This is a genomic window from Streptomyces sp. NPDC056160 (assembly GCF_042268205.1).
Taxonomy (GTDB): domain Bacteria; phylum Actinomycetota; class Actinomycetes; order Streptomycetales; family Streptomycetaceae; genus Streptomyces.
In genome coordinates this window covers 1-24,548 of record NZ_JBHJUW010000076.1, presented here as the reverse complement: position 1 = coordinate 24,548, position 24,548 = coordinate 1, and the positions used below count along the sequence as shown (strand labels likewise).

The following is a 24,548-nucleotide window of genomic DNA, read 5'->3' as shown; positions in this document are numbered from 1 at the left end:
GCAATGGCCTTCGCAGAGAAGGTGTACAAGGTCCGGAACGGCAAGCAGACCAAGCAGTTCACGTGGCGCTCGAGGTACAAGAAACCGGACGGCACCTGGGGGTCCGAACCTGGTTTCGCCACCAAGAAGTTGGCCGAGGAGTGGGGCGACGAGCAGGAGCGCCTCATCAAGGCCGGCACATGGATTGACCCCGACAAGCGGGCCACGACGTTCGGCGAGTTCGCCGAGGCGTTCATGGCGGCCCGCCGTAAGCGGGGGCGCACGGTCGGGACCCGGTGGGACCGGCTGGACAACCACATCCTGCCCAGGTGGAAAGACGTGCCGCTGGGCGCCATTTCGTGGTTCGACGTCGACTCCTGGCAGCAGAGCATGACGGTGGAGGACGTTACCCGCGGGCACTGCGTGTCGCTGATGTCCACCATCATGACGGCGGCTGTGGACGCCGGGTACATCACAGTGAACCCGTTGTTCGGCCGACGCCGCACCCGCGACACGTCGGGTGAGGCGGCCTGGACGAAGCCACCGAAGGTCCGCCGGGATGGCGGGGCCCGCCCGGAGGATGCCGTGCTCGTCGCGGAGCGCCTCGGGCCGGCCATCGGCGTGCACGTGCTGGCGACGGCGTTCACGGGCCTGCGCTGGGGCGAGGGCCTCGGACTGCATCGGGACAACGTGCTGCTGATGCGGCGCCAGCCGTGGGGCGCGGGCGAGTTCGTGTGCCCGATCCTGCGGGTGGTCGAGGAGTATGCGGAGTACCAGGAGCGCGACGAGCGGGGCCGTAAGAAGGGGTACGTCCTGAAGCTGGAGCCGACGAAGAACGACGGCTCGACGCGCGACGTGGACGTGCCGCCGTTCCTGGCCGTGCTGCTGCGGAACCACCGTCAGGACTGGCCGCACGAGCGGCCGTTCAGCACGCCGAGCGGGACGCCCTGGCGCCGGGGGAACTGGTCACGGTCTTTCCGGCCGGCGTGCGACGGGCGTGAGGAGCGGTCGAAGCGGCAGGGCGTCGCGTACCGGGCGGCGTGGGAGCCGATCCTGCCGGGCTTGGACATGCGGGCGTTGCGGGCGCTGCACGACACGATGCAGTCGGAGATCGGTGTGAAGGAGCCGCTGGCGTTCGAGGCGGCCGGTCACCGGCGGCCCGGCATCAAGCGGCACTATCAGCGGCCGACTCCGGCGATGCGCGCGGAACGGCTGGACGGGCTGGAGTCCGTATTCTGGAAGGCGATGGCGAACGTGGGGCTGCGCACGCTGTGGGGCCGCGTGGACCTGATGAAGCATCCCACGGAGTTGATCTCCTAAATCTCTCCTAAATGATCTTGACCGGTACTCCCCCGGCAGGTGCCATCAGGGAAGACCAGCGGCTAGAGAATCCCTCTCCTAAAGCGGGTGTCGCAGGTTCGAATCCTGCCGGGGGCACACTGTTGATCAGGGCAAAGGCCCCGGTTTCCCCAGGTCAGATGGGGGCCGGGGCCTTCGTCGTGCGGTCGCACTCACTCTGACTACACACTCACTACGGGCTGACTACACACTCACTACGGGAGTTGGTCTCCTAAATATCCCCTAAATGATCATGGCGTTGCTGCAGGTCAGCAGACGAACCGGGCGCCCCTGCGCTCCCACTGGCGGGAGGGCAGGGGCGCCCGGAGTGCCGGACCGTACAGAGGGGGGGACCACTGTGTGAACGGTCCGGCACGGCTGGTTTGCCCGGTCAACACCATGTCTAACAAACGGATGCCGACCTGGTCATTCACCCGTTCGTGTGAACACCCGTTCGAATATGCACACTACACACAGCCCTGCGGCATATGCCAGAACCGCAAGGCTACGGGTCGAACTTGATGGAATGTCACGCCATGCGGACCGGATGCCCCGTGTCCCACGGTGCATGCCGGTCAATCAAGATCGGAAAAGGCGGAACGTATTCCGCAGACACATGATCACGCGGCATCGACGTTTGTCGAGTGCTTGCCCTGCCCGACGACGATGACGACAGCTGGCTCTCCGAGGTCCATCAGGCCATCGGGGACCGGGTGCGCGCCGAGCGGCTCCGGCAGAACCTGACCCAAGACGCTGTGTGGCAGGCCGCGCGCATCGATCGGCGGACGCTGCAGCACGTGGAGGCCGGCCGGGACGTGAAGCTGTCCACGCTGGCGCGCGTCGCCCGGGTCCTGGGCGTGCCGCTCGCCGACCTTGTGCGATGAAGCGGCCCCGGCCGGTGTGGACACCAGCCGGGGCCGCAGCGCGCAAGGGTCAGGCGCCGAGCGTGCCCACCTTCACCGCGCCGAGGAACGTGGTCCAGGCGCGTGGGCGCCACGGCTGCGGCGCCGCGGGGACGGTCCTTGGTGTCCCGGAAGTACGCGCCGGACGACGTCTTGGCGACCTCGATGCAGGCGCCGTTGCCGGTGCTGTAGCTCGACACGTGCCAGGGCAGAGTGGTGCTGTCCATGTGTTGCCTTTCTGGTGGTTGTTACGTGATGGGGCCCCGTCCCCGACGGGGGGCGGGGGCGGGGCCCCTGCCCGTGCCCGGCCTGCGTTCTTGCCGGGTCCGGGAGTTCAGTGGCGGCACCGCGGGCACCGGCACGGCGGCCACGCCGAAGTCAGCGCGAACGGGTCAAGCGGCTCATCAGCCGTCACGCACACCTCGTCACGCCGCTCGATGATCTCGCCGTCGTGGATACGGGTCACCCGCATCGTCATCAGCCGCATGGGCGCCTTGCCGGCCTGCCCGGCGCTCACTGCTCGCCCCGGTGCGCGGTGGCACGATGCCGGCGGAGCCACACCCGGCAGTCGATCGCCCGCGAGAGGTCGCCCGCCCGCTCCGCGCTGGCCTCCTCGACTTTGAGTCGTCGGCATTCGGAACACCCGGGCACTGCCGGCGTCGGCGCTTGTGTTCTACGATCCATGCGTCACTGCTCCCTATGTAGCGGTGGCCACACCCCCCGGGCCCTGCCAGGCCGCGGGGGTTTCTTGTGACCCAGACCATACCGCGCCTTACCGAGGGTTGCCGAGGGGTCCTGCGGTCGCGCGGCATGGTGCGGGAACCTACGGTCGCCGGTATGAGCGCTGATCTCGACCGGACGCGGGCGGTATGGAGGCAGGCCGCGCAGATCGTCATCGGCCGGATCAAGGACGGCACCTATCCGCCCGGGACCCGAGTGCCCTCGACGCTGGAGCTGGCAACCGAGCTGGGGGTCGCGGCGTCGACGAGCCAGAAGGCGCTCGCCTATCTGCGTCGTGAGGGCTGGTTGCGCGGCGAGACCGGGATTGGAACCTTCGTCGCCGACCGGCCGCCCCTCGACGGCTGAGCGCGCCCAGGTGCCGGCGGACGCCACGTCAGGCCCTCGCTATCCGTGCCGCTGCCGGGGACACTTGTAATATGCAACTTACCTTTCAGCAGGCTGGCTACCGTCTCGTCACTGATCTGCCGGAGGAGATGCGGCCGTGGCGTGACCGGCCGACCAAGTGGGAGAACGTCTCCCCCGCAACCGGCACCTATCATCTCGACTCTGGCGGCGTGTACCTGTACTACCCGGACGTCGGCAGCGCCGGACTCGACCACCCCGTGGGTCAGGCGCAGTTCGGGCTGGGCTGTATCTCCAGCTACCGCGCGGAGACGGACCCGGCTCGCCGGGCGGTGTTCCTGACGCGGGCGAAGACGCAGGCGGACCGGCTCATCGCCAAACGGCTTGAGGCCCGGGGCAGCTGGTGGTTCCCGTACCCCTTCCCGTTCACGCACGCCGTGCACACCGGTGTCTCGTACAAGGCGCCGTGGTATTCGGGGATGGCGCAGGGCGAGGCCATCTCCCTGTTCGCGCAGCTGTCCCAGCTGGACGGCGTCTGTGGCGAGGACCGGGCCAGGTATCTCGCGGCGGCCGACGCGGCGTTCGCGTCGCTTCAGGTCGCGGACGACGGCTACCCGTGGGCGGTCAACGTCGACGGCGCTGGCTATGTGTGGCTTCAGGAGTACCCGGGCAGCGAGCCGGGCACCGGCGACTACACATACAACGGGATGGTCTTCGCGATGTTCGGGTTGTGGGACTACTACGTCGCCACGGGCAGCCAGGATGCGGCAGCCCTGTACGACGGGTGCGCGACCACCATCGCCAGGTACTTCCCTCAGCTGCGGAACACCAAGTGGGCCTCGCACTACTGCCAGACGCACCGGATACCCGCGCCCTCCTACCACCAGCACCACATCAACCTGCTGCGGCAACTGCATTGGCAGACTGGCAGCCCGGACTTCGCCGACCACACGGATCGGCTCGTCGACGACTACCCGGCCAGCGTGACGGGCACGGTCCAGTTCGCGGCCGGCACGCACACCCTGTACCGGTACGACACGGCTGCGGACGGCTCCTGGGTGGAGTCCAGGGCGGACAAGGTCTTGGAGACCAAGTCGGTGACGTTCAGCCGGGCGACGCAGGCCCCGGCGTCGATGCGGCGCCGGATCCAGAACCGGGGCATCTACTACCGGATCAGCGCGGGCCCGTATGAGGGCTGGTGGGTGGGCGAGGCATGGCCCAACTCGCACCTGCTCGGGCAGTACCTGACGACCCTGTACCGGCCCACCCGCACGGTGACGTTCCCCGGCGGCAGCGTGCCGGTGGACACGTACAAGGTGGCGACGGACGGCACGGCGACCATCAGGACGGTGTCCTTCGTGAACCCGTCGAACGCGCCGACGGACCGGCGGGCGATCGTCAACGGGCGGCCGTGCTTCCAGATCACGGCGGGCGGACTGACCGGGTACTGGGTGCCGGCGGTATCGGTGACGGTCAACTCCTCGGGGCCGACCGGCTAAGGGCTGCGGTAACGACGAAGCGGCCCCGCCCTCCCGAAGGAGGACGGGGCCGTGGTCATGGGTACTGGCGGCGGTGCGGGTCGAGGCCTAACGCCTCCGGGGTGTTGCCGTTGCCGTTGTTGCCGGGCTGGTTCGGCGGCGGGGCGCCGTCCCGCCTGCAGACGAGCGCGTCGGCATCCCATGACGGCGCCTGCAGGCTGTACCCGTCGGGGCATGCCTGCCCGGCCCTGCCGTCCTTGCCGTCGTGGCCGTCCCTGCCGTCCTTGCCGGGCGGTCCTGCGGGTCCTGCGGGTCCTGCGGGTCCTGCGGGCCCTACCGACCCTGCCGACCCCGCCGGGCCTGCTGGACCGGTCACCGTAGCGCCGGGCTCGCCTTGCCCGCCGGACGGTCCTGCAGGGCCGGGCGAGCCGGGCGGGCCCGTCGCACCCGGCCGTCCTGGCTCGCCCTGCGGACCGCGAGGCCCGGCCGGGCCCGGGATTGGCACAGGCACCTGAGCACGCGCGGGCAGATCATCGACCGCCCGCGACGGGTCCGGCGCCGCCGGCGTCCCTCCCCCCGCTTTGATCTGCGAGCGCAGCACCCGCACATCCGTCGCCAGTGTGGCCACGGCGTCCCCGCGCAGGTCCGCCTCGGCGGCGAGGTCATCCGCCCGGCGGTCTCCCGCGTCGATGCGTAGCCACACGAGGACGACCGCACCTGACAGCACGAGTAGCACGGCTGCGACCGCGAGGAATCGCCATTGCTGTACGTGGAGCGGCCTCGCGTGGCGACGTGTGTTCACGTGGGGTGTCCTCCCAGCTCGACGATCTGTGCGCGCAGCCGCGTGTTCTCACTGCTGAGTTCGGTGATCTGCCGCTGTAGTGCCGCCTTGTCGGCGCGTTCGCTGGCGAGTTCGGCGTAGGCGGCGGCGAGCTGCCGTTCGTTTTCGACGAGCCGGTCGCGCAACTTGTCGCGTTCCTCTTGCAGGTTGTCGACGAGTGTCGAGTAGCCGCCGAGCACGGCGCCGGACTGCGAGGCCCTATTCGCGCCCCGCTGCCCGATCAGTGCGCCGACCGCAGATGCGAGCCCGACGGCGATGGCTCCGACGGCGCCGAGCTGCGCAGCGTCCACGCAGGACCTCCGATGGTGCAGTGGGGGGTGAGCAGGGCGCCGCGGCAGTCGTCGGGTGAGCCGCCGGACCGCCACGGCACCCATCAGGCGCCCGTCGAAGGCTGCTTGTTGGGCACGGCGTAGGTGACGCCCCAGGCGCCCAGGACCGCGAGCGCGATGGTGATGCCCTCGGTGGCCGTGACCTGACCGTCCTGCACGGCGGTGACTGCAGCCGTGGCGCCCGCGGCGAGGCCGGCCACGATGGACTTGGCGATGCTGGAGATCTTCATGGTGTCCTTCTGGGATCAGGCGGTGACGGTGAAACCGTGCTTCGCGGCGAGGCGGCTAAGGGAGTCCTTGCCGGGGATGCCGTCGGCGCTCTGGCCAGGCTTGCGGCCGCGGAACCCGCACCGCTCCTGCCAGCCGCTCATCGCGTCCTTGGTGGCCGTGCCGTAGTGGCCGTCCAGGTACGTCTTGGCGAGCAGGCCCTCGTCGACGAGCGCGGCCTCCACGGCGCGCACCCCGGCGTAGGTGACCGGCGTCCCCTTGGCCTGCGGGTCGGTCTTCGCCGCCTTGACCAGCTTGGACAGCGACACCGTGGGCTTGGCCGGGGCGGGCAGGCTGGTGGTGGGCGGCTTGCTGTCGAGCCGCTTCGCGACGCGGTCGAGGATCTGCTCCCAGTCCATGCCGGGCCCGCGCGGGTCGACCTTGCCGGGCTGCCAGTCCAGGTGCCGCAGCGCCGACCGGGCGCCCCACCCGTGCTGCCGGCAGATCGCGGCTATCACGCGGACGATGGCCTCGATCTGCTCGGTCGGCCACGGGTCCTTGCCGTCGCCGAGGTTCTCGCACTCGAAGCCGTAGAAGGCCCGGTTGCCGTCGGCGGTGGCCTCGTTGTCGACGGGCGGCCGCCGCTCTGCGATGACCGCGGACAAGACGTCCGGGTCACCGAGGCCGGCGTGGTTGGCGCGGCCCCAGCCGACCGTGTGCACGCGCCCGTCCTTGGCGATCATGCCGTGGCAGAGCGGGCCGGGCAGTCCGGCGTACCCGTCGCGCACGATCTTCACCGTGTTCGCCGTGCCCTTGGTGACGGTGTGGTGGATCATCACGCCGTGCACCGGACCCCACGGGCCCTTCGCGTTGCGGTTGTGGTTCTTCCAGTCGCCGACCTCGACGACGGTCACGCCCTCAGCCTTCAGGGCGGCGAGGAACTGGGCAGCGGTGAGTGGAGTTGCCACGGGATGCCTCCAGGCATGAGAAAGGCCCCGGCCATCGGCGCGGGGCGGGCGGGGTAGGGCTGGGTCAGTTGGCGGTCTGGTATTCGATCTGCGCGCGCAGGATGTGGCCGGCGGCGAGGGTGGACGGGGCGGCGCCGGTCATGGATGCGGCTCGCGAGTCCGTGGCCGATGTGGGGAAAGTGCAGGAGAAGACGGTGCTGCCAGCGCTCATCACGGCCTGCCCGGCCCATGTTGAGGCGCCAGCCGCGAGCCGGGCCGTGCCGAGGTAGTCGACGACGGCGGACGTTGCTGCGAACGGGACGCTGAAGGCGTAGGCGCCGCTGCCGTAGGTGGTGGTCGACCCCATCTCCAGGCGGATGTCGGCAAGGCACTTCCGGCCGACCTTGAGATACCGGCCGGTCAGCACCCCGTTCCCGAGGGCCGGGTTGGTCGTCGCTGTCCACGTCGGCGTGTACGTGGTCCACGCGTCGAACATGCTGTTGAACTGGTCGCGGATCTCCTGGTTCAACAAGGCCGCCGTGACGGTCTCGCCGACGATCCACGTCTTCGGTGCGAACGTCACGCCCCCACCTCCGGGGCCTCCGGCTCGGGCGTGGGCTCGGGCTCGGGCGTGGGTTCCGGTTCCGGCTCGGGCTGCACCGGGTTGCGCGGGTCGTCCGGGTGCCACCAGAACCGGCGAGTCAGGCTCAGCGCCTCGGCCTCGGCGGCCTCGATGTCATCGGGGACGATGAGCGGCACCCAGTCCCGCCGGCATTCCGCGCACCCGAAACGCGGGTCGGCCACGGAGACGGCCCACGCTGTCCGGCAGGCATCGCACTCGGTGATCCACCGGCCGTCATCGATCCAGGCGTACAGCCCCGGATGGTCCGGCACCGACTCGGTCGGGACGGGGACGCGGCGGCCCAGCCGGTACTCGACCCACGCGTAGACCAGCTCGGCCCCGGGGATCTGCGACCAGTCTTCCGCGGGCTGGCCCCGGCGCGGGGGCGGCGGCAGGTAGAACGTTTCGGCGGTCACGATGGACGCGGCGGGCAGGGCGGACACGGCCATGGGCGTGCTCCGATCAGTAGGCGAGGCGGGTGGTGGAGTCGAGCCTGGAGTACACGGGATCGCCGAGGACCCACACGGAGTCGTTGAAGGAGGCGCTGGTGTGGAACTGGATCACGTGGCTGCGCTCTTTGATCGTCTCGGTGTAGCCCTCGACCGTGACCCGCATCGAGGACGCGGGCGCCTGCGAGGGCAGGCCGTAGACGGTGAAGTAGCTGGAGATGTCGGCGTCGAGGATGTCCAGATAGTTGGGCATCGTGTACGCCTCGATCACCACCTCGCGCAACTCCGGCCCCGGGTTTGCGTACCGGGACACGACCCAGTAGGCGGCGTCCAAGACGCTGTTGTCGCTGGTCTTGAGGATGTCGAGGGGCTGCGGCTCGTACAGTCCGAACGCCGTGATGCTCGAGGGCGCGGTGACCCGCTGGGTGGCGCCGCCGGGCCGGGAAGCCTGCAGCGAGTTGACCATCTTCTGGTCGTCGTCGGAGATGCTCGTTCCCGGCTCGAGGTCGGCGTAGGTGACCGTGAACACCTCGCCGGACGGGTCCGGGTTGTAGCGCAGGTCGCGGCTTTGGAATGCGAGCCCGAAGTAGTCCCGCTCGGCGTACAGCTTCGCGGACTCGGTGTACTCCACCTCACGCATGCGGGCGACGACCTGCGTGCCGCCCGCCGCCTGGGACGCGATCGGGTCGAACGTGCCACCGAGAATCGTCACGCTGTCCACGCCCGCATACCGAGCCAGCCGCTGGATCCGCTCGGCCGCACTCTCGCCCGCGTACCCGGTCGCCCCGGCCCTGTAGTGGCTGGCGAGCCGGGACTCGGCGGCCTGGGCCACCCCGTACAGGGCAACGTAGGCGATCGACCCGGACCACAGGCGGGTGCCACGGTAGCCGCCGATATGCAAGATGCGCTGGTCGGTGCCATAGGGCACGGATACGCCGGCCATCGCCAGCGCGCCGTCGAGGAACACAAGCTTCGAATATTGGCCAAAGGCCACGTGGTGCCAGTTTCCGTCCGCCAGGCCAGGCGTAAAGGGGATCGGTGCCGTCGCCAGCGTGCCGCCGGTGTCGGTCCATTCGATCTGCAGCTGGCCGCTGCCGGACAGGGACAGCACGTGCACGTACTGCAGGTCCGGGGACGCCAGAGCCATGATGGCCCGGCCGGCGGTGGTGGTCTGGAACCAGCACTCGAGCACTGGCCGGCCGCCATTGAGCTGCGTTTGGACGTCGTCGCCCATGTTGGCCGACAACCATTTCCCGGCCGTCGCCGAGGACGGAGTGAACAGCGGGACCTGGTCCTCGGTGGCGGGCGGCCCCGGCGCGGCAGCCATGGCGAGGGTGCCGCCCGTACCGACCTGCTGAATGGTCAGGGATCCCGCGCCGATGCCGGACAGGTCGCCCGCGCTGGTGGAGTCGGACGGCTCGGTCAGCGGGTAGAACGCGAGCGGCCCGGACGCGAGGACCTCCTCGGCCGCCATGCTCCGGAGCACGGGGAGCCGGTTGAGCCGCTTGAACAGGTCGGTGCACGTGACCGTGACCGTGCTGGAGAGGCCCTCCCAGTCGACGGGGAACTCGTTGGCCGTGCCGCAGAAGCGGGGCTTGATGATGGCGCCGACCAGGTCCCACTCGATGAAGTCGTTGGTGCCGCCGGTGCGGGTGGCGGGGAACTCGACCGCGTGCGTCTGGCTGGACACCCACGCGGGCGCAGCGAGGGTGCGGCGCACGGTCCAGCTGAAACCGTCGCGGGACGTCTCCCAGTAGACGGTGCCGCCGGACTCCCGGACCCGCAGCCACGCGTGGTCGATCGGCGAGTAGGTGAGGTTCACGGCGGACCCGTCGAAGTACGCCGCCTGGTTCGACGCGGCGAGGAGGCCGGTGAGCGCGTCGTACCGCCAGCCGATCCGCGTGCCCGCCGTAGTGGAGTTGACCCACATCGACGCGGCCACGTTCGACGAACCGCCCGCCTTCGGGACGGTGACCAGCTTGGCAGTGAGGCGGCTGCCCTTCAGCGTCCACTGCCGCACCGACTGCAGGCCCGCATCCCCGGCAGTGCTCACCGGGATGCGGACCACGCCGCCCCGCTCGACGACCCCGCCGTAGGAGTTGGGCCACAGCACCGAGTCGACGCGGCCATCGTCGAAGTCGTCGCCCAGCTGCCCGACCGGGTAGGGCGCCGCCCCGGACCGCGTCGGCATGTGCGCGACCGCGATCCGGATCGGCGCGTTGCGCCGCACGAACGGGTAGTACGGCGACGAGGAGTTGCCCGGGGTGAACCGGCCGTCGTCGTTGTCCAGGGCCAAGGTCGCCGTGCCAGGCTGCGTCTCGGACAACTCGTCGGCGGCGCCTCGGGTGATGGTGATTGCCCGCGCTGTGCTGACGTACTGACTGATGTCCGTCCAGGTGATGGTGTCGGGGTACTGCACCAGGCCGCCCCAGCCCATTTCCACCAGCCACGCCACTACGCCACCCCCAGCTTCACGTTCAGGCCCTGCGTTCTTTTGAGCATGAGCAGTACGCGCTGCAGTTCCTTGCCGACAGCGACCGGGTCCATTGCCCCGTTGATGTCGACCTGTACCTGCATGACCCCGCCGCCCCCGCCGGCCACGACAGCGGGCCGCCCCAGCACAGGCTGAGCCGAGGCGACGCGGCCGGTGACGACGCCGAGGGCGCGGTCGACTTCCGGCAGCGCGCCGACCAGACCGCGGGCCAGGCCCTGCGTGGAGAAGCGCCCCAGCTTGGCCATCACCGTGGACGGGCTCTTGATCCCCAACGCTTTCTTGATGCTCTTCTGCATCCCCTGGGCGATCTTCAGCATGAGCTTCTCGATGTCTTTCTGCTGAGAAGCCAGGCCCGTGAGGAACCCCTTGCTGGCGTTCTTGCCGGAGTCGTACAGGATGTCCGCGCCCCGCTTGCCCAGCTTGTCCGTGGACTTGTCGAGCTGGCTCTGCAGGCTGTTGATCTGCTTGAACGTGTTCTTGTCCGCGCCGACCAGAGCGGACGCGTAGGCGTAGCCGTCCTCCGGGCCCATGTTGAGGATCTGCCGCAACAGCCCCTTGTTCAGGCCCTTCTTGGCGAGGATGTCGATGTACTTGCTGAACTGCTTGATCTTCGCGAGCTTGGCCGCCAGGCCGGCCTTGATGCCGCCCGCGGTGACCTCCTCGGGCTGCATGCCCAAGTTGCCGAGGCTGGCCTGGTCCCGTGCGTTCCTCGTGACGTCCTTGGCGTACTGCTTCGCCTCGGCGATCTTCGCGGCGAGCTTGTCCCGCTTGGCCGCCAGGGCCATCAGTCGACTCGTCTGGAAGTTAACGGCGGCGACCAGGCTGGACTCCTTCTTGCCGGAGAACGCCGTCTTGATGTCCTTGACCAGGTCAGCCGACACCGACTTGATCTTCGCCCGGGTGCTGGTCAGCCCCTGAATGAAGCCGCGCCCAACGTCCTTGGCGAGCGCCCGCGTCTTCTTCGACGGTGACGCGATCTCCAACTCCGTCCGGATGCCGGCCGTGACCGCGGCCGCCATCGTCTGCGCAGCGGAGAACACCCCTCCCGTCGAGCCGCCCATCCCGGTGGTCAGGCCTCGGGCAGCGTCCCGCCCGGCACTGGCCGTGCCCGCCTTCAGAGCGCGCGTGGTGGTGGCGTCGATGACACGTCCCGCCTGACCGAACACGACCAGCTCGGGCCCGTTCTCACCGACCAAGGACACCTCGCCCGCTTCGACCGGGCCGCCTGCGGCGTTCTTGCTGACACCGCCCTGCCCGGTGTAGGGCCGGGTGTCGGTGCTGTACTGGGCGATCGTCTGCCGAACGGTCGTGATGGTGACGGTCTTGTTCCGCAGTCCCGCGAGGGCCTGCTGGATCGCGCGGGCGGCGGCGCTGGCCCGGTCCCGCGCCTCCAGCGTGATCGTCTTGTCCTTGAGCGCGTCGCGGGCCTTCTGGACCGCAGCGATGTTGCCCTTGGCGTTCGCGGTCTCGGCCGTAATCTTGAACCGGCCGTCCTTCAGCCGCGTGACCTTGAAACCGAGGTCGCGCAGCATGCTGACCGCGTCCGCGGTGAGCGCCTTGACCGTGACCTTCTTCGAGTCGGGCGCCTTCTTCATCGCCGCCACGACACCGTTGAGGCTTGTGATCGCGCCCTCGGTGCGCATCTCCAGGCGCATCTTCGGCGACGGCATCTTCAGCAGCGTGCCCGCGAGCCGCTCGGCTTCCTTCCGGTTGCCGGTGATCGCAAACGCGTTGTCGACGAGGGTCTTGCGGCCCTTGTCGTAGATCCGGGTGACCTCTGTCCACGAGGCGCCGTTCTCGCGGGCCTTGGCCGCGGCGTCCTCGGTCGCCGCCGCCATCTGCGACAGGGCGTCCCGGTTTGCGCGGCCCTTGTCCGTGCCGACGTCGAGGGTCTTGCCGTTGGCCTTCAGCGACTTGGTGACGTTGTCGATCGCCGCTTCGAACTTCGTCTCGGCGTCGAACGCGTTCCGGGACGTCTCCGACAGCGCCTGGATCGACTGGCGCAGCCCGTCCGCACTCATCTTCTGCGCGTTCAGCTTCTGCTGCACGGCCTGCGCCTGCGCGCCGAACAGGCCCATGCTGTCGGCGGCGAGCTGCTGCTCGAACTTGGCGTCAGCCAGAGCCTGCTTGTAGGCGTCCAGCCGCGAGGTGAACTCACGGGTGTCCCGGCCGCCCTTGCCGTAGGCGTCGCTCATCCGCTTCAGCGCGGCCTCGGCCAAGCTGGCGTTGCCGCCCTTGACGAGGTTGGCGAGCGCCTGGTCGATACCGTCCAGGTCCTCCTTGGCCACCTTCATGGAGTTGCTGTCCGCCATGCCCAGAGTGAAGATCCGGTTCATGACGTCGTTGAACGAGTCCATGCCGCCGCTGTGGCCAGCGACACGCTCGACAGCGGAGGCCAGGCCCTCCATGTCCTTGCCCATCACCCGCGCGGCCTCGCCCGTGACCCGCCCGGTGCGGCCCAGCGTGCCCAGCGACGTGGTCAGCTTGTCGACGTCCGGAGGCACCGACTTGCCCCGCTGCTGCAGCTCGGCGAGCGCGACCAGCAGCAGACCGATACCCGTGCCAGCCAGCGCCACCTTCGCGCTGCGGGACAGGGCGCCGATCGCCGCGCCGACCGCGCGCAGCCGCCCAGGCGTGCCCGCGGCCGCGTTCCCCATCGCGATGAGCTGCGTCATGAACGCAGCCACGGCCGTGCGCGCCGCGGCCAGACCGAACGCGGCCGCCTTAGTCACCTTCATCGCGAACGCCAGCTGCAGGAGGGCGGCGATGGTGCCAGGCGGGACCGCCGAGACGAGCTTGGCGAGGACGTTGATGACCTGCAGCATGCCCACGCCGACGTCGCTGCCCGCCCGCAGCACGTTCATCAGCGTGGTGCCAATGTTGCGCAGGACGCTGGAGACCAACGGCCCCTGGGCTCTGGCGTAGTCCATGAACTCTGCCAGGTTGCTGCCGACCTTGCCGTCGCTGGTGCGCAGCAGGTGCACCAATCCGTCGTTCAGGTTGCGCAACGTGCGCTGTGTGAACGTGGTGAACTTGTCGTTGAGGCGGTCGAAGCCAGGAGAGGCCATCGAGCCGCCGATGATCGTCAGGAAGCGGTCGGTCTCCGACGAGGCGGCACGGACTAGGCCGGACGTCTTCGGCAACAGGGCGTTGGCGATGCCGATGCTCTTGATGACTGGGGCCATCGTGTCGCCGGCCAGCTCGTCGGACCAGTCCGCGAACTCGTCCTTGAGCACGCTGAACGCGGCCGCCGCCTGACGTGTGGCGGGCGGCAGTTCGGCCACGGTCTTGGCGTAGGCAGCCTGCGCCTGCGCTGCTTCCGCCGAGGTGGCGCCACTCTTGGCGACCGCGTCCTGCCACTTCGTCTCCGCCTCAGCCGCGTCGCCCAGAGCAGAGATTTGCGGGACCAGGGCGGCACCCATCGCTGCGATCGCGACGGCGACCGTGCCCGCCCCGGCTGCGATCGGCGCCAGCGTTGCGGCGACCGGGATCGCGGCCGGAGCCAGCAGCAGCGCGGCGCCCGCCAGCTTCTCCAGCGCCTTCCCGCCGGCCTCGCTGTCCTGCTGCATCTGGGACAGGCGTCGGGACGTGTTACTGGTGAAGCGGCTCATTGCGACATTGCCGCGAGTGGTCGCATCGTCGATGCGCCGGTGAAGCCGCTGCGCGCGGTCCCCAATCCGGTCGAAGACGTGGCTCAACCGGTCCTGGCCGGTGAGGAGGAAGTTCATCGACGGCACGGCTCAACCACCTTCCGCCTGGAGGGCTGCCTGGTGCTGGTCGATCCAGGCGGTCAGGTTGTAGAAGTCGTCGATGGTCAGCTCGTCGACGGCTGCAGGGGGGATGTGGAGGACGTGGGCGAAGAGTCCGAGGTAGAGGCCTCGGGCTCGTTCGATGTCGGGCTCGGGCTCGTAGCCTCGCCCGGTGTCTCCTCCGGCAGCGGCTCGTCGGCCGCCGCTTTTGGGCTGGTGGCCCGGGCGTCGATCAGGGCGCGCGCGTGCTCAGGATCGGCGGCCACACTCGGCAGCCGCTCGAGGAGGATGCCGGCCACCGTCTCCGGGGTCAGCTCGCTGTCGTCCTGCGTGGTCGCGAACGCGTTGTCGACGTAGGCCTCGACTTCCCGCCGGTCCATGCGGGAGACCATCTCGTCCACGCCCGGGTCGAACTCCCCGAACCGCAGGCTGGGCTGGGAGCGCTTCTTGATGACCCAGACGATGCCGCGCATCGCGTCCAGGTCGTCGCTCTCCAACCCCTCCTTGATCTCCTGCCACTTCATGTCGACGGTGCGCTGCACGATCGCGGCCTCGGACACGCGCAGGCTGGACGCGTCGTACTGCTCGGGCTCGCCGCCCGCAGGGGTGTAGACAACGATCACGGGTGTTGCTCCTATTCGAGGTGCCGGCGCACGTCATCGACGACGCGGCCGACTTCACGGGTGATGCGGTCGTGGTGAGAGCGCACGGTCCGGTCCCACCACAGAGGCGTGGCGTTCTGCTGCGCCCACCGGCGCTTGTTGCCGAACACGGGGTGCCGGAGGCGGCCTTCGTTGAGCCGGTTCACGACGCCCATGGGGATGTCTGGCGGCAGGAGTCCCTTGTCGAGCCAGACGCGGGCGCCCGGATTGCCGGTGTTGCGGACCGAGATGCGGATGGCTGCGGCGATCGACCGGCGCAGGGGGCGCGTGGTCGGCGACCGCCCGCCACGCTTGCCGAACCCCCGGCCCTGCGAGCGGATGTCCAGGCGGCGGATGGCGTCCTGCAGGTCGTCGCGCAGGGGTTCCGCCGCCCGCCGGATGCGCCGGTGGAAGCTGGAGCGGATGTTCTCGTGACCGGCCCGGCGCAGCCGCGCCGACAACTCCAGCAGCTGGCCGGTACCGATCACGCGAATGTTCTGAACCACGCCGGGCTCACAGAGTCGCTTCGGTCGAGATGATCTCGATCTTCGGCTGGTTCGTGCCGTCGTACAGGCCGGTGAAGTTGAACGTCGGCTTGACGACGCCGAAGCCATCCACGGTGGGCGGGCCCTCGTCCAGGCGGACGGCCGGGAGCGTGACCCGGAACGTGTCGGCGTAGGTCGTCTCGATCAGGGCGCCGGTGAACTCCCACACCAGGGAGAACGCTGCGTCCGAGGTGTGGAGGTCGTCCAGGGTGGTGGCGGCGTAGTCCGTCTCCAGCGACCCGGTGATCTTCACCTGGTCGTTGGCGATCGGCTCCTTCTTCAGCGACGCCTGGTTCGCGTAGAACCGCTCCACATCCTGCGGCCGCTCCACCTTCACCGACACCTTGCGGATGCCGTCCAGCGCCGTCTCCGACCCGAACGCGCCCGTCTTCAGGGTCATCTGCCCGAAGTGGAACGGGGACGAGTTGCCATACGACGCGACCGCCAGGGGCTGCGCCTCGTCGCAGTCCTTGCCGTCGAACTCGAACGACCCGGTGAGCATGCCGCCGACCTCGCACGCGAACTCCGCCGAGGTGACCTTGCAGCCCACGAAAGACTTAGCCGTGACCGTGCCAGTCGTCAGCGGCACGCCCTTCTGGATCGTCAGGGACTTGCCCCGGGTGTCCGCCAGGAGGTGCGTCTGCATGTACGCCGTGGTGGTCGACTGCTTCACCGGCGTCACCGACGTGCCCATGAGCGCCTGGACCAGGGCGCCCATGCCCTTGTTGGCGACCTCGATGTCCAGGCTGCCCTCCACCTCGCGGCGGGTGAGCACGCGCCGCGACGACAGCGCCAGCAGACGGCCGGCCGCGATCCCCGCCGACTGCGCCGTGGTCTTCTTCAGCGCCAGCGATTCCTGCGTGAACTCGATGAACTTCGACGGCGCCACGTAGGTGCCGTAGGTCGTCTCGGCTGCGATGCCGAGCTGGGCACCGAGCCCGGATCCGATCGCCATGGATCAGCCCTCCTTCTGCGGCTTGACCGCGGTCTTCTTCGAGGCCTTCGCCCCGGGCTCTTCGACGGACTCCCAGTTCGCGGGCTGGCACACGTAGCCGTCGAACCTTTCGTCCGAGACTTCGACGACCTCGTCCGGGTGGACAGTCCGGCCGAGTTCGGGCACGGTCACCGGCTCCGGCCCCAGAAAGCGCACACGCGCCATCACTTGCTCCCTTGTGGTGGTGGATCAGATACGGGCCTGGCAGGTCACCGTGAACGCCAGCCCGGCGGTGCTGCCCTCGCTCTGGATCTGGGTGAGGTCGCCCGCGGTCAGGTGCGCCCACAGCACCGCCCCGCCCAGCGTGGGCGCGTCCGGCGCGTCGGTCGTGGCGCGCAGCGCCGTCTCGATCTCCCCGAGGATCGCGAACACTGCAGCCCGGCGGGCCTGCATGTCCTTGTCGCCGGTGCGGGCCTCGATGTACCCGGCGATCTGGAACGTCTCGTCGCGGGTCCTGGCGCCAGCGCCGTTGAACGTCTGGGCGAGAGACACCGCCGACTCGCCCCCAGGCTGCCAGCCCACGAAGAGCAGGCGCCGCGGGGTCAGGTTGACCGCTGGCGGCCCGTCGACGACCGTCACGTCCGCCAGGCCGGGTGCCGCCCGCAGCACCGCCAGCAGCCCGTCCACAGCGGCCGGGACACGAGAGGTCAGCATCAGGCCACCCCCGGCGGGACCTTGTACGGCTCCAGCAGCTGCAGGACCCTGTTCGGGATCGCGTAGCCCCAGCCGGGCACCGGCTCGGTCACGGAGAAGTCGTCGCCGCCGCCGATGCTGCCCAGCCCCCGGGATGCCCCGTACTGGGTACGCCACAGGTGCTGAAGCAGGATCCGCGCGGCCAGGTTGATGGTGGGCGGCACCTCGCCGCGGCCGGCCGTGTACGTGACCCGCCACAGCGTCCCCGTGAACGAGCCGCCCCGGTAGCGGACGATGCCCGTGGCGCCGTCCAGGACGAGCGCGTCCAGGTCGAGAGCGTCGCCCGCGTCCACGGCCGGGACGACCGACACCAGGGCGACGGCCGGAATGTGGGACAGGCACAGGGAGCTGCTGCGGCCCTCGATCGTCTCGGCGAACTCCCGGGTTTCCACCGGCCCGACGTGCCGTTCGATCGCTGCGGTCAGTGCCTCGATGTACACCTGCAGCTCGAGGTCGTCGGTGTCCGTGTCGTTGTCGAGCTGGGCTTTCGCCTCGGCGAGGGTGAGCAGCGCCATGGAAGCCTCCCGGGCTACTTCTCGACGGCCGACTTCGTCGTGGGCTTGCGGCGGCCGGTGGCCTTCTCCGGCTCGCCCGGGTTGGCGGTGTTCTCCTCGGGCGGCTGGCCGTCCTCGCCGTCGTCGCTGTCGTCGTGCGGCTCGGCCAGGCCTGCCGCGACCATCTGCTTGGCCTCGCCGTCGGGCAGGTCCACGCTCTGTCCGCGCTCGGGCCAGGGCTGGCCGTCGCGGGTGCCGGAGATCGTGACCTTCATGCGGACGCGCATCGCTGGTTCCTCTCTTGAAGCGGGGCGGGCGGCCACTGGTCGTGGCCGCCCGCTGCAGGTATGGATCAGGTCGCGGCGCCGGCGAACACCTTCACGGCTCCGGTCTGGTCGACCAGCAGGCCGTCCGAGCGGATGATCGCCCGGAAGGTCACCAGGTCGGAGTTGAACGCGTAGTCGTCGGACCGCTCGAACCGCACCCCGCCCGCCATGCGCACGAAGTACTGGGAGAAGTCACCGAACGCGACGGACTTCGCGGTCGTGCCGACAGCGGCCACGTTCGGGTCGGTGTGGACCGGCTTGCCCAGCAGCGTGTCCGGGACGCCGACCTGGATGGACGGCTGCCACAGGTACTGGTCCTGCTTGTCCTTCAGCTTCCGGGCGGTGCCGAGGGTGGCGTCCCGCATCAGCCAGCCGCACGAGGCGCTGTTCCGGTACGGGGCGATGACGCTGTAGTACAGGTCGATCAGGTCGTCCGCGGTGAACGCGCCGCCAGCGCCGGTGCCGCCGGTCTTGCCGGTCGACGCGGAGGTGATGATGCCGGTCGGCTTGGAGGAGCCGTCGCCGGTGATGGCGTGGGTGCCGAACGCGTTGCCCAGCGCGCGGCCGGCCTGCATGGCGAGGTAGCTCTCCAGGTCGACACCGGTGTCGGTGAGCAGCTCGGTGGACGCCTGGAGCAGGACGCCGTACTTGTAGGCGCCCAGGGTGCGCTTGGCGAACGCCGGGTCGGACTTGGGCAGGTTGGCGGCCTCGGCGGTGAGCGCGGCAGTCGAGTGGGCCGTGGTCACCGGGATCTCGATGGTCTCGCCGGAGGCGGTGTTCAGGACCGTGGGCCCGGCCATCATCAGACCGGACACCTCGATGAGGTGGGCCATCAGGCGGCCGTAGAACGTGGTGGGCACGGTGTTGCCGCCCGCGGTCGCGGTGCCCTTGGTCAGGTCACGGAAGCTGACCCCGTCGGGCTTGGCGATGTCGATGCCGCGCATCTCGCCGCGCGCCCACCGGCGCAGCTCCGAGTCCTGCTCCTGCGGCTGCTGCCGCTGGTCGGCCGGCTTGGCGAGGAGCTTGGCGAACGCGTCCTCGGCGTCCTTGGTGCGCTGCTCCGCCTCGAGGAGGTCCTTCGCCCGGGCGTCGATCTTGTCGAGGTCGGTGTTCAGCGCCTGGTACTGCGCCTCTTCCTCCGCCGACAGGTCCCGCTTTTCCTTCTCGGCGGTGTCGAGCAGCGCCTTGGCCTGCTCCCAGATGTTCGCCCGGCGCTCCTGCAGCGCCTTGATGTGGCTGGACATGTGCCCTCCTGGGCATGACGACGACACCCGCGACCGTGCGCCGGGGTGCCAGTGGATGGGTGGGTGAGGTGGGTGTCGCCCTGCCTCAGAAGGTGCGGCGCTTCACCAGCTCGGCGCGCCGCTGCCGTACCGCCACGAGCGGGTGGGTGTCGCCCTGCCCGCCCGGCGGGATGATCGTGGGGGCCGGGGCCCCGAGGAACCGCTTCAGCTCACCGGCCTCGGCCGCCGCCCGCACCTCGGCCAGCTCCGCGCCAGCCTTCTCAGCGAGGGACCGCAGGCCTGTGGACGTGTCCAGGTACGCCGGATCGTTGACCGGGGCCACGTCGACCAGCTGCCCGGACAGCAGCGTCCGCACCGGGAACCCGTCGTCCGTCATCGCCCAGTCGTCCTCGAACGTGTAGAACGCGAAGCTGGATTCGGTGACGTCGCCGCGCTGCACCAGCTCGAACACGTCCGCCCGGGCGGCCGGCACGTCGACGCTGTAGTCCAGGCCCGTGCCGTCCGTCTGCAGCCGCAGCGTGCTCGCCCGCGTCGTGCCGAGCAGCATGTTGTTGTCGTGGTTGTAGCGGGCCATCACGCGCGGCCAGCCGTCACCCTCGGACTTCGCGAAGAACCCCGGGTCGATCCGCTCGACGAACCCGCCCAGGTTGCGTGACAGGGTGTTGAACTTCGCGGCGTACCCGCCGATCGTCCTGCTGTCGCCGGCCGCCCGGACCTCGACGAGGCCGCGCGTGAACCGACGCTCACTGTCGCCGTTCACTTCTTCTCGCTTCCGTCCGGGGCCACATTGCCCAGTGGCGTGTAGTCCTGCCCGAGCCCGCCGGGCAGCGGCGGCTCATCCTCGTGACGCCGCAGCTCGTCGATGTTGTTCAGCCCGATCGAGCGAGCGATACGGTGCGCCTGATAGCGGGTCAGCGTGTCGGTGCGCAGCATCGCGCTCGCGTTGAATCGGGCCTCCTCGGTGGGTGGCCGCAGCCAGGAGAACGCTTCCTCCAGGCGGGCCAGCCACGGGCGCAGCGTCCACGTCAGCAGGTCGATACTGTTCTGCTCGACCGTGGCGTAGGTGAGGCTGCCACCCGTCTCACCACCGACCTTCTCCGGCGGCACCCCGTAGATCGCGGCGACCTGGTTCGCCGTCGCCTTGATGGTCTCCAGGAACTGCGACTCGTTCGCCGGCACCGAGATCGCCCGGTACTTCACGCCGTTGCCCAGCGCGACCACGTCCCGGCCTTGGGCGGCCTCCTTGAACCGTGCCTTCAGCACGGTCGCGGCGCCCTGGTCCACGGCCATGTCCGTCTCCAGGACTGCGCTTGGCGTGGACCCGTTGGCGAACCAGTCCCGGCCGAACTGGTTGGCCAGCAGCCCGGCCTCCGTCGTCGTCGCGAAGTACGCGATCGGCGACAGCCCCAGGATCTGCCCGGGCACCGTGTAGGCGGGGATGTGGAACATCTGCCCGTCCTCGAGGCGCCGGCCCTTGTAGCACCAGACCGGGACGGCGGCGAGGTTGTCCTGGATGCTCACGTCGTCCGGGTGCAGCCACTCGATCTGGCTGGGCCAGCCGTCCGGGCCCCAGGCGACGATCAGCCCGTAGGCGTTGCCGCGCAGCGTCAGCGACGTCATGCACCGGTGCAGCCAGTCATACCGGAAGCCAGCCGCGGCCGGGCGCCGGAACAGCGGGGGCAATGGCAGCCGCTGCCGGTCCTCTCCGTCCGCCCGGTAAAACTTCAGAGGCAGGGAGGCCACGGAGTCCGCGAGCAGCCGTGTGGCCGCGTAGACGGGCCCCAGCCGCAGTGCCCGTTCCTGGCTGGTGCCGCGCAGCACGGCCGGGTCCGAGCCCGACCCCCACACGTCCTGGTACGAGATCGCCCGCTTCAGCGCCGTCCGGCGGAAGGGCCACCACTTCACGACTGCCCCCTCACCACACGTTGTTCAGGATGTCGCCCGGCGGTTCTTCTACCTCGGCGGTCAGGCCCCACTTGGCGAGGGTCCCGGCCACCAGCGGGCTGATGTCTACGGACGGGATACGGCGGGCCCACGCCCACGCGTCGCCCAGCGTCCGCTTCTGCGCGCCGGCCAGAGCCGACGCCAGCGGCGCATCGTCGAAGTGCGTCAGGGTCTGCGTCGTTACGGCGTCGTAGAACTGGGCGCACGCCGCGGCCATCTCCCGCGCCTTCGGCTGCACGACTGTCACTCCGAGCCCGGTCTCCTTGTCCTCCAGGTCGCCGATCAGCGACCCGGCCGGCCCCGCCCCGTCGATCACCCAGCACCGCGGGTTCCATTTCCCGTGCAGTTCCTTGGCGCGCTCCAGGATCCAGCCCGTACCGGGCCGGTGGTCGATGACCGTCACGTGCACGCCGCCCAGGTACCGGAACGCTGCGCTGATGGCCGCGTGCGACCGCTCCGGGGTCATGTCGATGGACAGCGCCACCGGCCCGGCCTGCCGCGCCTCAGCGACCGCCGAGACGTCCCCGACGGCCAGGGCCCGCCACGCCTCCTCGGCGATGACCTGCCACGTGTCGGCCTCGTCGGACGGGTAGTCGCCTACACCGAGCCGCTCACGCTCGAAGATGCCGCTGGACCCCAGCGAGGCCCGCTCGTTCCGGACGAACTCCGGGGTGATCAGGAGGCCCAGCGACGGGTTCGCCTTCGCCCACGACGCCGGATCGTCCGAGCTGTCGTGCTCCGTGCAGCCGGGCGGGCATTCGTCCAGGTGCGGGTCCACCGACCACTCGAAGTAGGCCAGGGACGGGTCCGGCTTCCCGGCCTCCAGCGCGGCCAGGGCTCGGCGCCGCAGACGGGCCAGCTGCACCGAGGGGGCGCCGATTCCGGCGCTGCCCAGGTACCAGAGCTGCGGGTTCTCGACGGCGGACATCGTCGGCATCAGCGCGCCCATCGCGTCGTCGCCGAGGATCATCGCCTCGTCCAGGATGTTGCAGTCGCCGGTCCAGCCACGGCCGGAGCCGCCGGAGCGGGCGATGAACTGCAGGGACTGCCCCGTCGTCAGCGTGATCGACGTCTCCGTCGTGTTGTTCAACATCCGCTTGACGCGTTTCCGCAGGTCAGGGCACCCGAGGATCAGGGACTGGATCCGCTGGAACGCGACTCGGCTCGTCTTGAACTCATGCGCGCTGTGAATGATCAGGCGCTCGCCCAGCAGGAACAGCCCCGCCAGCTCCCTGGCCTCGATCACCCCGCCCTTCCCGTTCTGCCTGGGCACGTTCACGGCGCACTCGAACGCCGCCCACTGGCCGTCCTCCCGTTCCCGCAGCCCGACGTCCAGGACGTGCTGCTGCCACGGCATCAGGTCCAGGCCGGCGTGCGCGGCCAGCTCGACCGCCTCCCGGCCAGCCGAGGACAGGAACGTCGGCGGCGCGGTGAACAGGCGGGGCCGCTGGGCACCGCGCAGCAGTTCAGGCTCGGCGAGCACGGAGCCTCCCGTCCTGCCGCTTCCTGGCCAGCTCGTCCACCCGGTCGGTCTCTTCGGCGACCGGCGCGAGCTTGTGCAGGGCCTCGAGCGCGGCCCGTAGTTCGCGAGCGGCGTTCGCCTTCGCCGTCGCCCCGTCCTTCCCGTCCATCACCTGGGCGAGGGTGAGGGCGAGTTGCGCCAGGCCAGGGGCGATATCGCCGACCCGGAGCCGTGCAATTTCGGCGGCGGTCCCTTCGACGTTGGTAGCCATGATCACCCCCGACCTGTCACTGAGAGTCACGTCACGGAGGGTGACCGCCTGCTAAATCGCTGGCGTTCGCCTCGGCGGATTAGCGAGTACAGGCCCCGTGTAAAAAATCGGGCGACAAGGGCGTTTGGGTCGCCCGGTCTTGCGCTCAAAAAGTAGTCGGGGCCTTGATCACCATTCGAGCGTCGCGCCCGTCGTCTCGGTCTTCGTCGCCGATCGTGACCGGTACCAGCGGGTGGCCACCCTGCGCATCTCGGGGTCTCGCATGGCCTCGATGCGGGCCATCACGATGCTGCGCCCGGGGTCGACGGCGATGATCTGTGCGTCCATGCGCCGGTAGCGGGCGAGCCACTTCGAGGTGGGCATGGTGTGGATCAGGTAGACGTCGACCTTGTCGCGGTGCTCGAACGCCTCGAACATCGCGGCGTAGCGGGCCTTGTGGGCGACGCGGAGCAGGAGCGGGTCCTGGTTCCAGTTGGGGGCGCCTGGCCCGGCGAGGGCGCGGGTGATGCGGTCGAGGTCGATGACGATGTCGCTGGGCTTGGCCCTGCTCTCGATCCAGCTCGTCTTGCCTGCGGCCGGCGGTCCGGTCACGATGTACAGCACGGACCGTCACCACCTCAGCTGGGGTCGCCGGGGGCTGGGCTTCGGTGACGCTGTGCGGTTGCCGCGGCTGCTGTTGCAGCGACGGTGCGCGGGCCGGGCGTTGGCCTTGTCGAGGAGCGAGCCGCCTCGCGAGAGCGGCTGTTCGTGGTCGAGGGTGAAGGACAACGGGTGCCGGGCGTCCAGCTCGTAGCCGATGTTGTGGCCGCACCACCAGCAGGGGAGTCGCTGGGCTCGGAGCCAGTCGACGAGGCGGCGGTAGGGGCGCCCGTTGCGCGGGTTGCCGGCCACGGGCGCCACCTCCCACCAATCTACGGCGCGGGGGCCTCCGTGCACGTCGGGTCGTCGAGGCAGTCCTGCAGCTCGTCGCGGTTGGCCCGGTTGAGCTGCTGCAGGCCTTCCATGTAGCGGTCGATCCGGTCGCCCTCGGGCAGGCCTTGGCAGGGGCTCGGCTCCTCGTCCATGCCTGCGTCGGGGCTGTCCTTGATGAGGTCTGCCCAGGCGGTGACGCATGCCTTGCGTGCGGCGGCCTGGTCGACGGTCTTGGTGGCGGTGACGGTGGGCTGCGGCTTGTCGTCGCTGCTGCCGCTGCTGCAGCCGGTGGTGAGGGCTGCGAGGGCGAGCAGGGCGGCGCAGGCGGCTCCGCGGGCGGTCATGGTTCCCCCCATGGGTGTTCGGATGCTGAACGGGCATCATCCGCTGCGTGTTGGTCGCTTGGGGGGTCTGTGGCTGTGTTGTGACGCGTTGGTGTCCGCCGCCGGGCGCCCCGCATCCCGCGGGTGCCCGTGATCCCCGCGTGGGGCCGCCTCCAGCCCCGGGCGCCAGGCGACGGACGGACACGACGCAGCCCCGGCCGTGAACGCGGACAGCAGCGGGCCGTTTCCCGGCAGGACCAGCCCGTAGCCGGAGAGCTGGA

General features: G+C 69.9%; 27 protein-coding genes and 1 pseudogene. 4 read left to right on the top strand and 24 right to left on the bottom strand.

The genetic code is table 11. From position 1 onward, the window contains the following. Nucleotides 1-3: 3 nt before the first annotated feature. Together ACFC02_RS25525 and ACFC02_RS25520 are read left to right on the top strand one after the other, a co-directional pair. A complete protein-coding gene (locus ACFC02_RS25525; RefSeq protein ID WP_375852355.1) occupies nt 4-1,299 on the top strand; it encodes a hypothetical protein in 1,296 nt (431 codons plus the stop codon). Between the two features lie 662 nt (nt 1,300-1,961). Further along, nucleotides 1,962-2,201, top strand: a complete 240-nt coding sequence (locus tag ACFC02_RS25520) for a helix-turn-helix domain-containing protein (protein ID WP_375852340.1) — start codon at nt 1,962-1,964, stop codon at nt 2,199-2,201. 110 nt (nt 2,202-2,311) lie between these two features. Here ACFC02_RS25520 and ACFC02_RS25515 read toward each other — a convergent pair. Continuing rightward, nucleotides 2,312-2,446, bottom strand: a pseudogene (locus ACFC02_RS25515) (DUF397 domain-containing protein); the annotation flags it as partial. Nucleotides 2,447-2,553: 107 nt separating this feature from the next. Further along, nucleotides 2,554-2,736, bottom strand: a complete 183-nt coding sequence (locus ACFC02_RS25510) for a hypothetical protein (protein WP_376126677.1) — start codon at nt 2,734-2,736, stop codon at nt 2,554-2,556. 320 nt (nt 2,737-3,056) lie between these two features. Here ACFC02_RS25510 and ACFC02_RS25505 point away from each other — a divergent pair, with 320 nt between their 5' ends. Both ACFC02_RS25505 and ACFC02_RS25500 read left to right on the top strand, forming a co-directional pair. Then, a complete protein-coding gene (locus ACFC02_RS25505; RefSeq protein ID WP_375852342.1) occupies nt 3,057-3,305 on the top strand; it encodes a GntR family transcriptional regulator in 249 nt (82 codons plus the stop codon). A 71-nt stretch (nt 3,306-3,376) separates the two neighbouring features. Then, nucleotides 3,377-4,801 (top strand): D-glucuronyl C5-epimerase family protein, encoded by a 1,425-nt coding sequence (locus ACFC02_RS25500; RefSeq protein WP_375852343.1) that lies wholly within the window; start codon nt 3,377-3,379, stop codon nt 4,799-4,801. Between the two features lie 777 nt (nt 4,802-5,578). Here ACFC02_RS25500 and ACFC02_RS25495 read toward each other — a convergent pair. The 22 genes from ACFC02_RS25495 to ACFC02_RS25390 form a co-directional block, all read right to left on the bottom strand. Beyond that, nucleotides 5,579-5,911 carry a hypothetical protein gene (locus tag ACFC02_RS25495; protein WP_375852334.1) on the bottom strand — a complete coding sequence of 111 codons (333 nt, stop codon included), beginning with the start codon at nt 5,909-5,911 and terminating at the stop codon, nt 5,579-5,581. An 83-nt stretch (nt 5,912-5,994) separates the two neighbouring features. Further along, complete coding sequence (locus ACFC02_RS25490) at nt 5,995-6,180, bottom strand: hypothetical protein (RefSeq protein ID WP_375852335.1); 186 nt, start codon at nt 6,178-6,180, stop codon at nt 5,995-5,997. Between the two features lie 15 nt (nt 6,181-6,195). Then, complete coding sequence (locus ACFC02_RS25485) at nt 6,196-7,125, bottom strand: N-acetylmuramoyl-L-alanine amidase (protein WP_375852336.1); 930 nt, start codon at nt 7,123-7,125, stop codon at nt 6,196-6,198. A gap of 64 nt (nt 7,126-7,189) precedes the next feature. Further along, nucleotides 7,190-7,687, bottom strand: coding sequence for a hypothetical protein (locus ACFC02_RS25480; protein ID WP_375852337.1), 498 nt, complete (start codon nt 7,685-7,687; stop codon nt 7,190-7,192). Further along, entirely contained in the window at nt 7,684-8,175 is a 492-nt protein-coding gene (locus ACFC02_RS25475; protein WP_375852338.1) for a hypothetical protein, read from the bottom strand. Before ACFC02_RS25475 ends, ACFC02_RS25480 begins: the two co-directional genes overlap by 4 nt. 13 nt (nt 8,176-8,188) lie before the next feature. After that, a complete protein-coding gene (locus ACFC02_RS25470) occupies nt 8,189-10,630 on the bottom strand; it encodes a hypothetical protein (RefSeq protein ID WP_376041042.1) in 2,442 nt (813 codons plus the stop codon). Continuing rightward, a complete protein-coding gene (locus ACFC02_RS25465; protein ID WP_376126004.1) occupies nt 10,630-14,397 on the bottom strand; it encodes a hypothetical protein in 3,768 nt (1,255 codons plus the stop codon). Before ACFC02_RS25465 ends, ACFC02_RS25470 begins: the two co-directional genes overlap by 1 nt. 86 nt (nt 14,398-14,483) lie before the next feature. Beyond that, nucleotides 14,484-15,041: a hypothetical protein gene (locus ACFC02_RS25460; RefSeq protein WP_375852327.1), complete on the bottom strand. Its 558-nt coding sequence runs from the start codon at nt 15,039-15,041 to the stop codon at nt 14,484-14,486. An 11-nt stretch (nt 15,042-15,052) separates the two neighbouring features. Beyond that, a complete protein-coding gene (locus ACFC02_RS25455; protein WP_376175194.1) occupies nt 15,053-15,547 on the bottom strand; it encodes a hypothetical protein in 495 nt (164 codons plus the stop codon). A gap of 25 nt (nt 15,548-15,572) precedes the next feature. Next, nucleotides 15,573-16,559, bottom strand: a complete 987-nt coding sequence (locus tag ACFC02_RS25450; protein WP_375852329.1) for a phage tail tube protein — start codon at nt 16,557-16,559, stop codon at nt 15,573-15,575. Between the two features lie 3 nt (nt 16,560-16,562). Beyond that, complete coding sequence (locus tag ACFC02_RS25445) at nt 16,563-16,763, bottom strand: hypothetical protein (RefSeq protein ID WP_365438247.1); 201 nt, start codon at nt 16,761-16,763, stop codon at nt 16,563-16,565. Nucleotides 16,764-16,787: 24 nt separating this feature from the next. Continuing rightward, entirely contained in the window at nt 16,788-17,252 is a 465-nt protein-coding gene (locus ACFC02_RS25440) for a hypothetical protein (RefSeq protein ID WP_376041182.1), read from the bottom strand. Further along, the gene (locus tag ACFC02_RS25435) at nt 17,252-17,806 is read right to left on the bottom strand and encodes a hypothetical protein (protein WP_375852331.1); all 555 of its coding nucleotides are present in this window, start codon (nt 17,804-17,806) and stop codon (nt 17,252-17,254) included. The genes ACFC02_RS25440 and ACFC02_RS25435 overlap by 1 nt, the downstream gene beginning before the upstream one ends. A 14-nt stretch (nt 17,807-17,820) precedes the next feature. Further along, the gene (locus tag ACFC02_RS25430; protein ID WP_376126001.1) at nt 17,821-18,072 is read right to left on the bottom strand and encodes a hypothetical protein; all 252 of its coding nucleotides are present in this window, start codon (nt 18,070-18,072) and stop codon (nt 17,821-17,823) included. Nucleotides 18,073-18,137: 65 nt separating this feature from the next. Next, nucleotides 18,138-19,355: a phage major capsid protein gene (locus ACFC02_RS25425; RefSeq protein WP_376183990.1), complete on the bottom strand. Its 1,218-nt coding sequence runs from the start codon at nt 19,353-19,355 to the stop codon at nt 18,138-18,140. 85 nt (nt 19,356-19,440) lie between these two features. Then, nucleotides 19,441-20,115: an HK97 family phage prohead protease gene (locus ACFC02_RS25420; RefSeq protein ID WP_375852300.1), complete on the bottom strand. Its 675-nt coding sequence runs from the start codon at nt 20,113-20,115 to the stop codon at nt 19,441-19,443. After that, nucleotides 20,112-21,260: a phage portal protein gene (locus ACFC02_RS25415; RefSeq protein WP_375852299.1), complete on the bottom strand. Its 1,149-nt coding sequence runs from the start codon at nt 21,258-21,260 to the stop codon at nt 20,112-20,114. Before ACFC02_RS25415 ends, ACFC02_RS25420 begins: the two co-directional genes overlap by 4 nt. 10 nt (nt 21,261-21,270) lie before the next feature. Further along, the gene (locus ACFC02_RS25410) at nt 21,271-22,782 is read right to left on the bottom strand and encodes a hypothetical protein (protein ID WP_375852298.1); all 1,512 of its coding nucleotides are present in this window, start codon (nt 22,780-22,782) and stop codon (nt 21,271-21,273) included. Then, nucleotides 22,766-23,062 carry a hypothetical protein gene (locus tag ACFC02_RS25405; protein ID WP_376041147.1) on the bottom strand — a complete coding sequence of 99 codons (297 nt, stop codon included), beginning with the start codon at nt 23,060-23,062 and terminating at the stop codon, nt 22,766-22,768. The genes ACFC02_RS25410 and ACFC02_RS25405 overlap by 17 nt, the downstream gene beginning before the upstream one ends. Nucleotides 23,063-23,200: 138 nt before the next feature. Continuing rightward, a complete protein-coding gene (locus tag ACFC02_RS25400) occupies nt 23,201-23,635 on the bottom strand; it encodes a hypothetical protein (protein ID WP_375852296.1) in 435 nt (144 codons plus the stop codon). Nucleotides 23,636-23,641: 6 nt separating this feature from the next. Beyond that, entirely contained in the window at nt 23,642-23,923 is a 282-nt protein-coding gene (locus ACFC02_RS25395) for an HNH endonuclease (protein WP_365421791.1), read from the bottom strand. A gap of 20 nt (nt 23,924-23,943) precedes the next feature. Beyond that, a complete protein-coding gene (locus ACFC02_RS25390; RefSeq protein ID WP_365421788.1) occupies nt 23,944-24,288 on the bottom strand; it encodes a hypothetical protein in 345 nt (114 codons plus the stop codon). Nucleotides 24,289-24,548 lie beyond the last annotated feature (260 nt).

What these genes read in the sequence shown, in the direction of transcription:
- ACFC02_RS25505 (WP_375852342.1), top strand. Translation starts at nt 3,057, where the DNA reads ATGAGCGCTGATCTCGACCGGACGCGGGCGGTATGGAGGCAGGCCGCG.
- ACFC02_RS25440 (WP_376041182.1), bottom strand. Translation starts at nt 17,252, where the DNA reads ATGCTGACCTCTCGTGTCCCGGCCGCTGTGGACGGGCTGCTGGCGGTG.
- ACFC02_RS25435 (WP_375852331.1), bottom strand. Translation starts at nt 17,806, where the DNA reads ATGGCGCTGCTCACCCTCGCCGAGGCGAAAGCCCAGCTCGACAACGAC.
- ACFC02_RS25465 (WP_376126004.1), bottom strand. Translation starts at nt 14,397, where the DNA reads ATGAACTTCCTCCTCACCGGCCAGGACCGGTTGAGCCACGTCTTCGAC.
- ACFC02_RS25425 (WP_376183990.1), bottom strand. Translation starts at nt 19,355, where the DNA reads ATGTCCAGCCACATCAAGGCGCTGCAGGAGCGCCGGGCGAACATCTGG.
- ACFC02_RS25475 (WP_375852338.1), bottom strand. Translation starts at nt 8,175, where the DNA reads ATGGCCGTGTCCGCCCTGCCCGCCGCGTCCATCGTGACCGCCGAAACG.
- ACFC02_RS25500 (WP_375852343.1), top strand. Translation starts at nt 3,377, where the DNA reads ATGCAACTTACCTTTCAGCAGGCTGGCTACCGTCTCGTCACTGATCTG.
- ACFC02_RS25490 (WP_375852335.1), bottom strand. Translation starts at nt 6,180, where the DNA reads ATGAAGATCTCCAGCATCGCCAAGTCCATCGTGGCCGGCCTCGCCGCG.
- ACFC02_RS25390 (WP_365421788.1), bottom strand. Translation starts at nt 24,288, where the DNA reads ATGACCGCCCGCGGAGCCGCCTGCGCCGCCCTGCTCGCCCTCGCAGCC.
- ACFC02_RS25445 (WP_365438247.1), bottom strand. Translation starts at nt 16,763, where the DNA reads ATGGCGCGTGTGCGCTTTCTGGGGCCGGAGCCGGTGACCGTGCCCGAA.
- ACFC02_RS25450 (WP_375852329.1), bottom strand. Translation starts at nt 16,559, where the DNA reads ATGGCGATCGGATCCGGGCTCGGTGCCCAGCTCGGCATCGCAGCCGAG.
- ACFC02_RS25525 (WP_375852355.1), top strand. Translation starts at nt 4, where the DNA reads ATGGCCTTCGCAGAGAAGGTGTACAAGGTCCGGAACGGCAAGCAGACC.
- ACFC02_RS25430 (WP_376126001.1), bottom strand. Translation starts at nt 18,072, where the DNA reads ATGCGCGTCCGCATGAAGGTCACGATCTCCGGCACCCGCGACGGCCAG.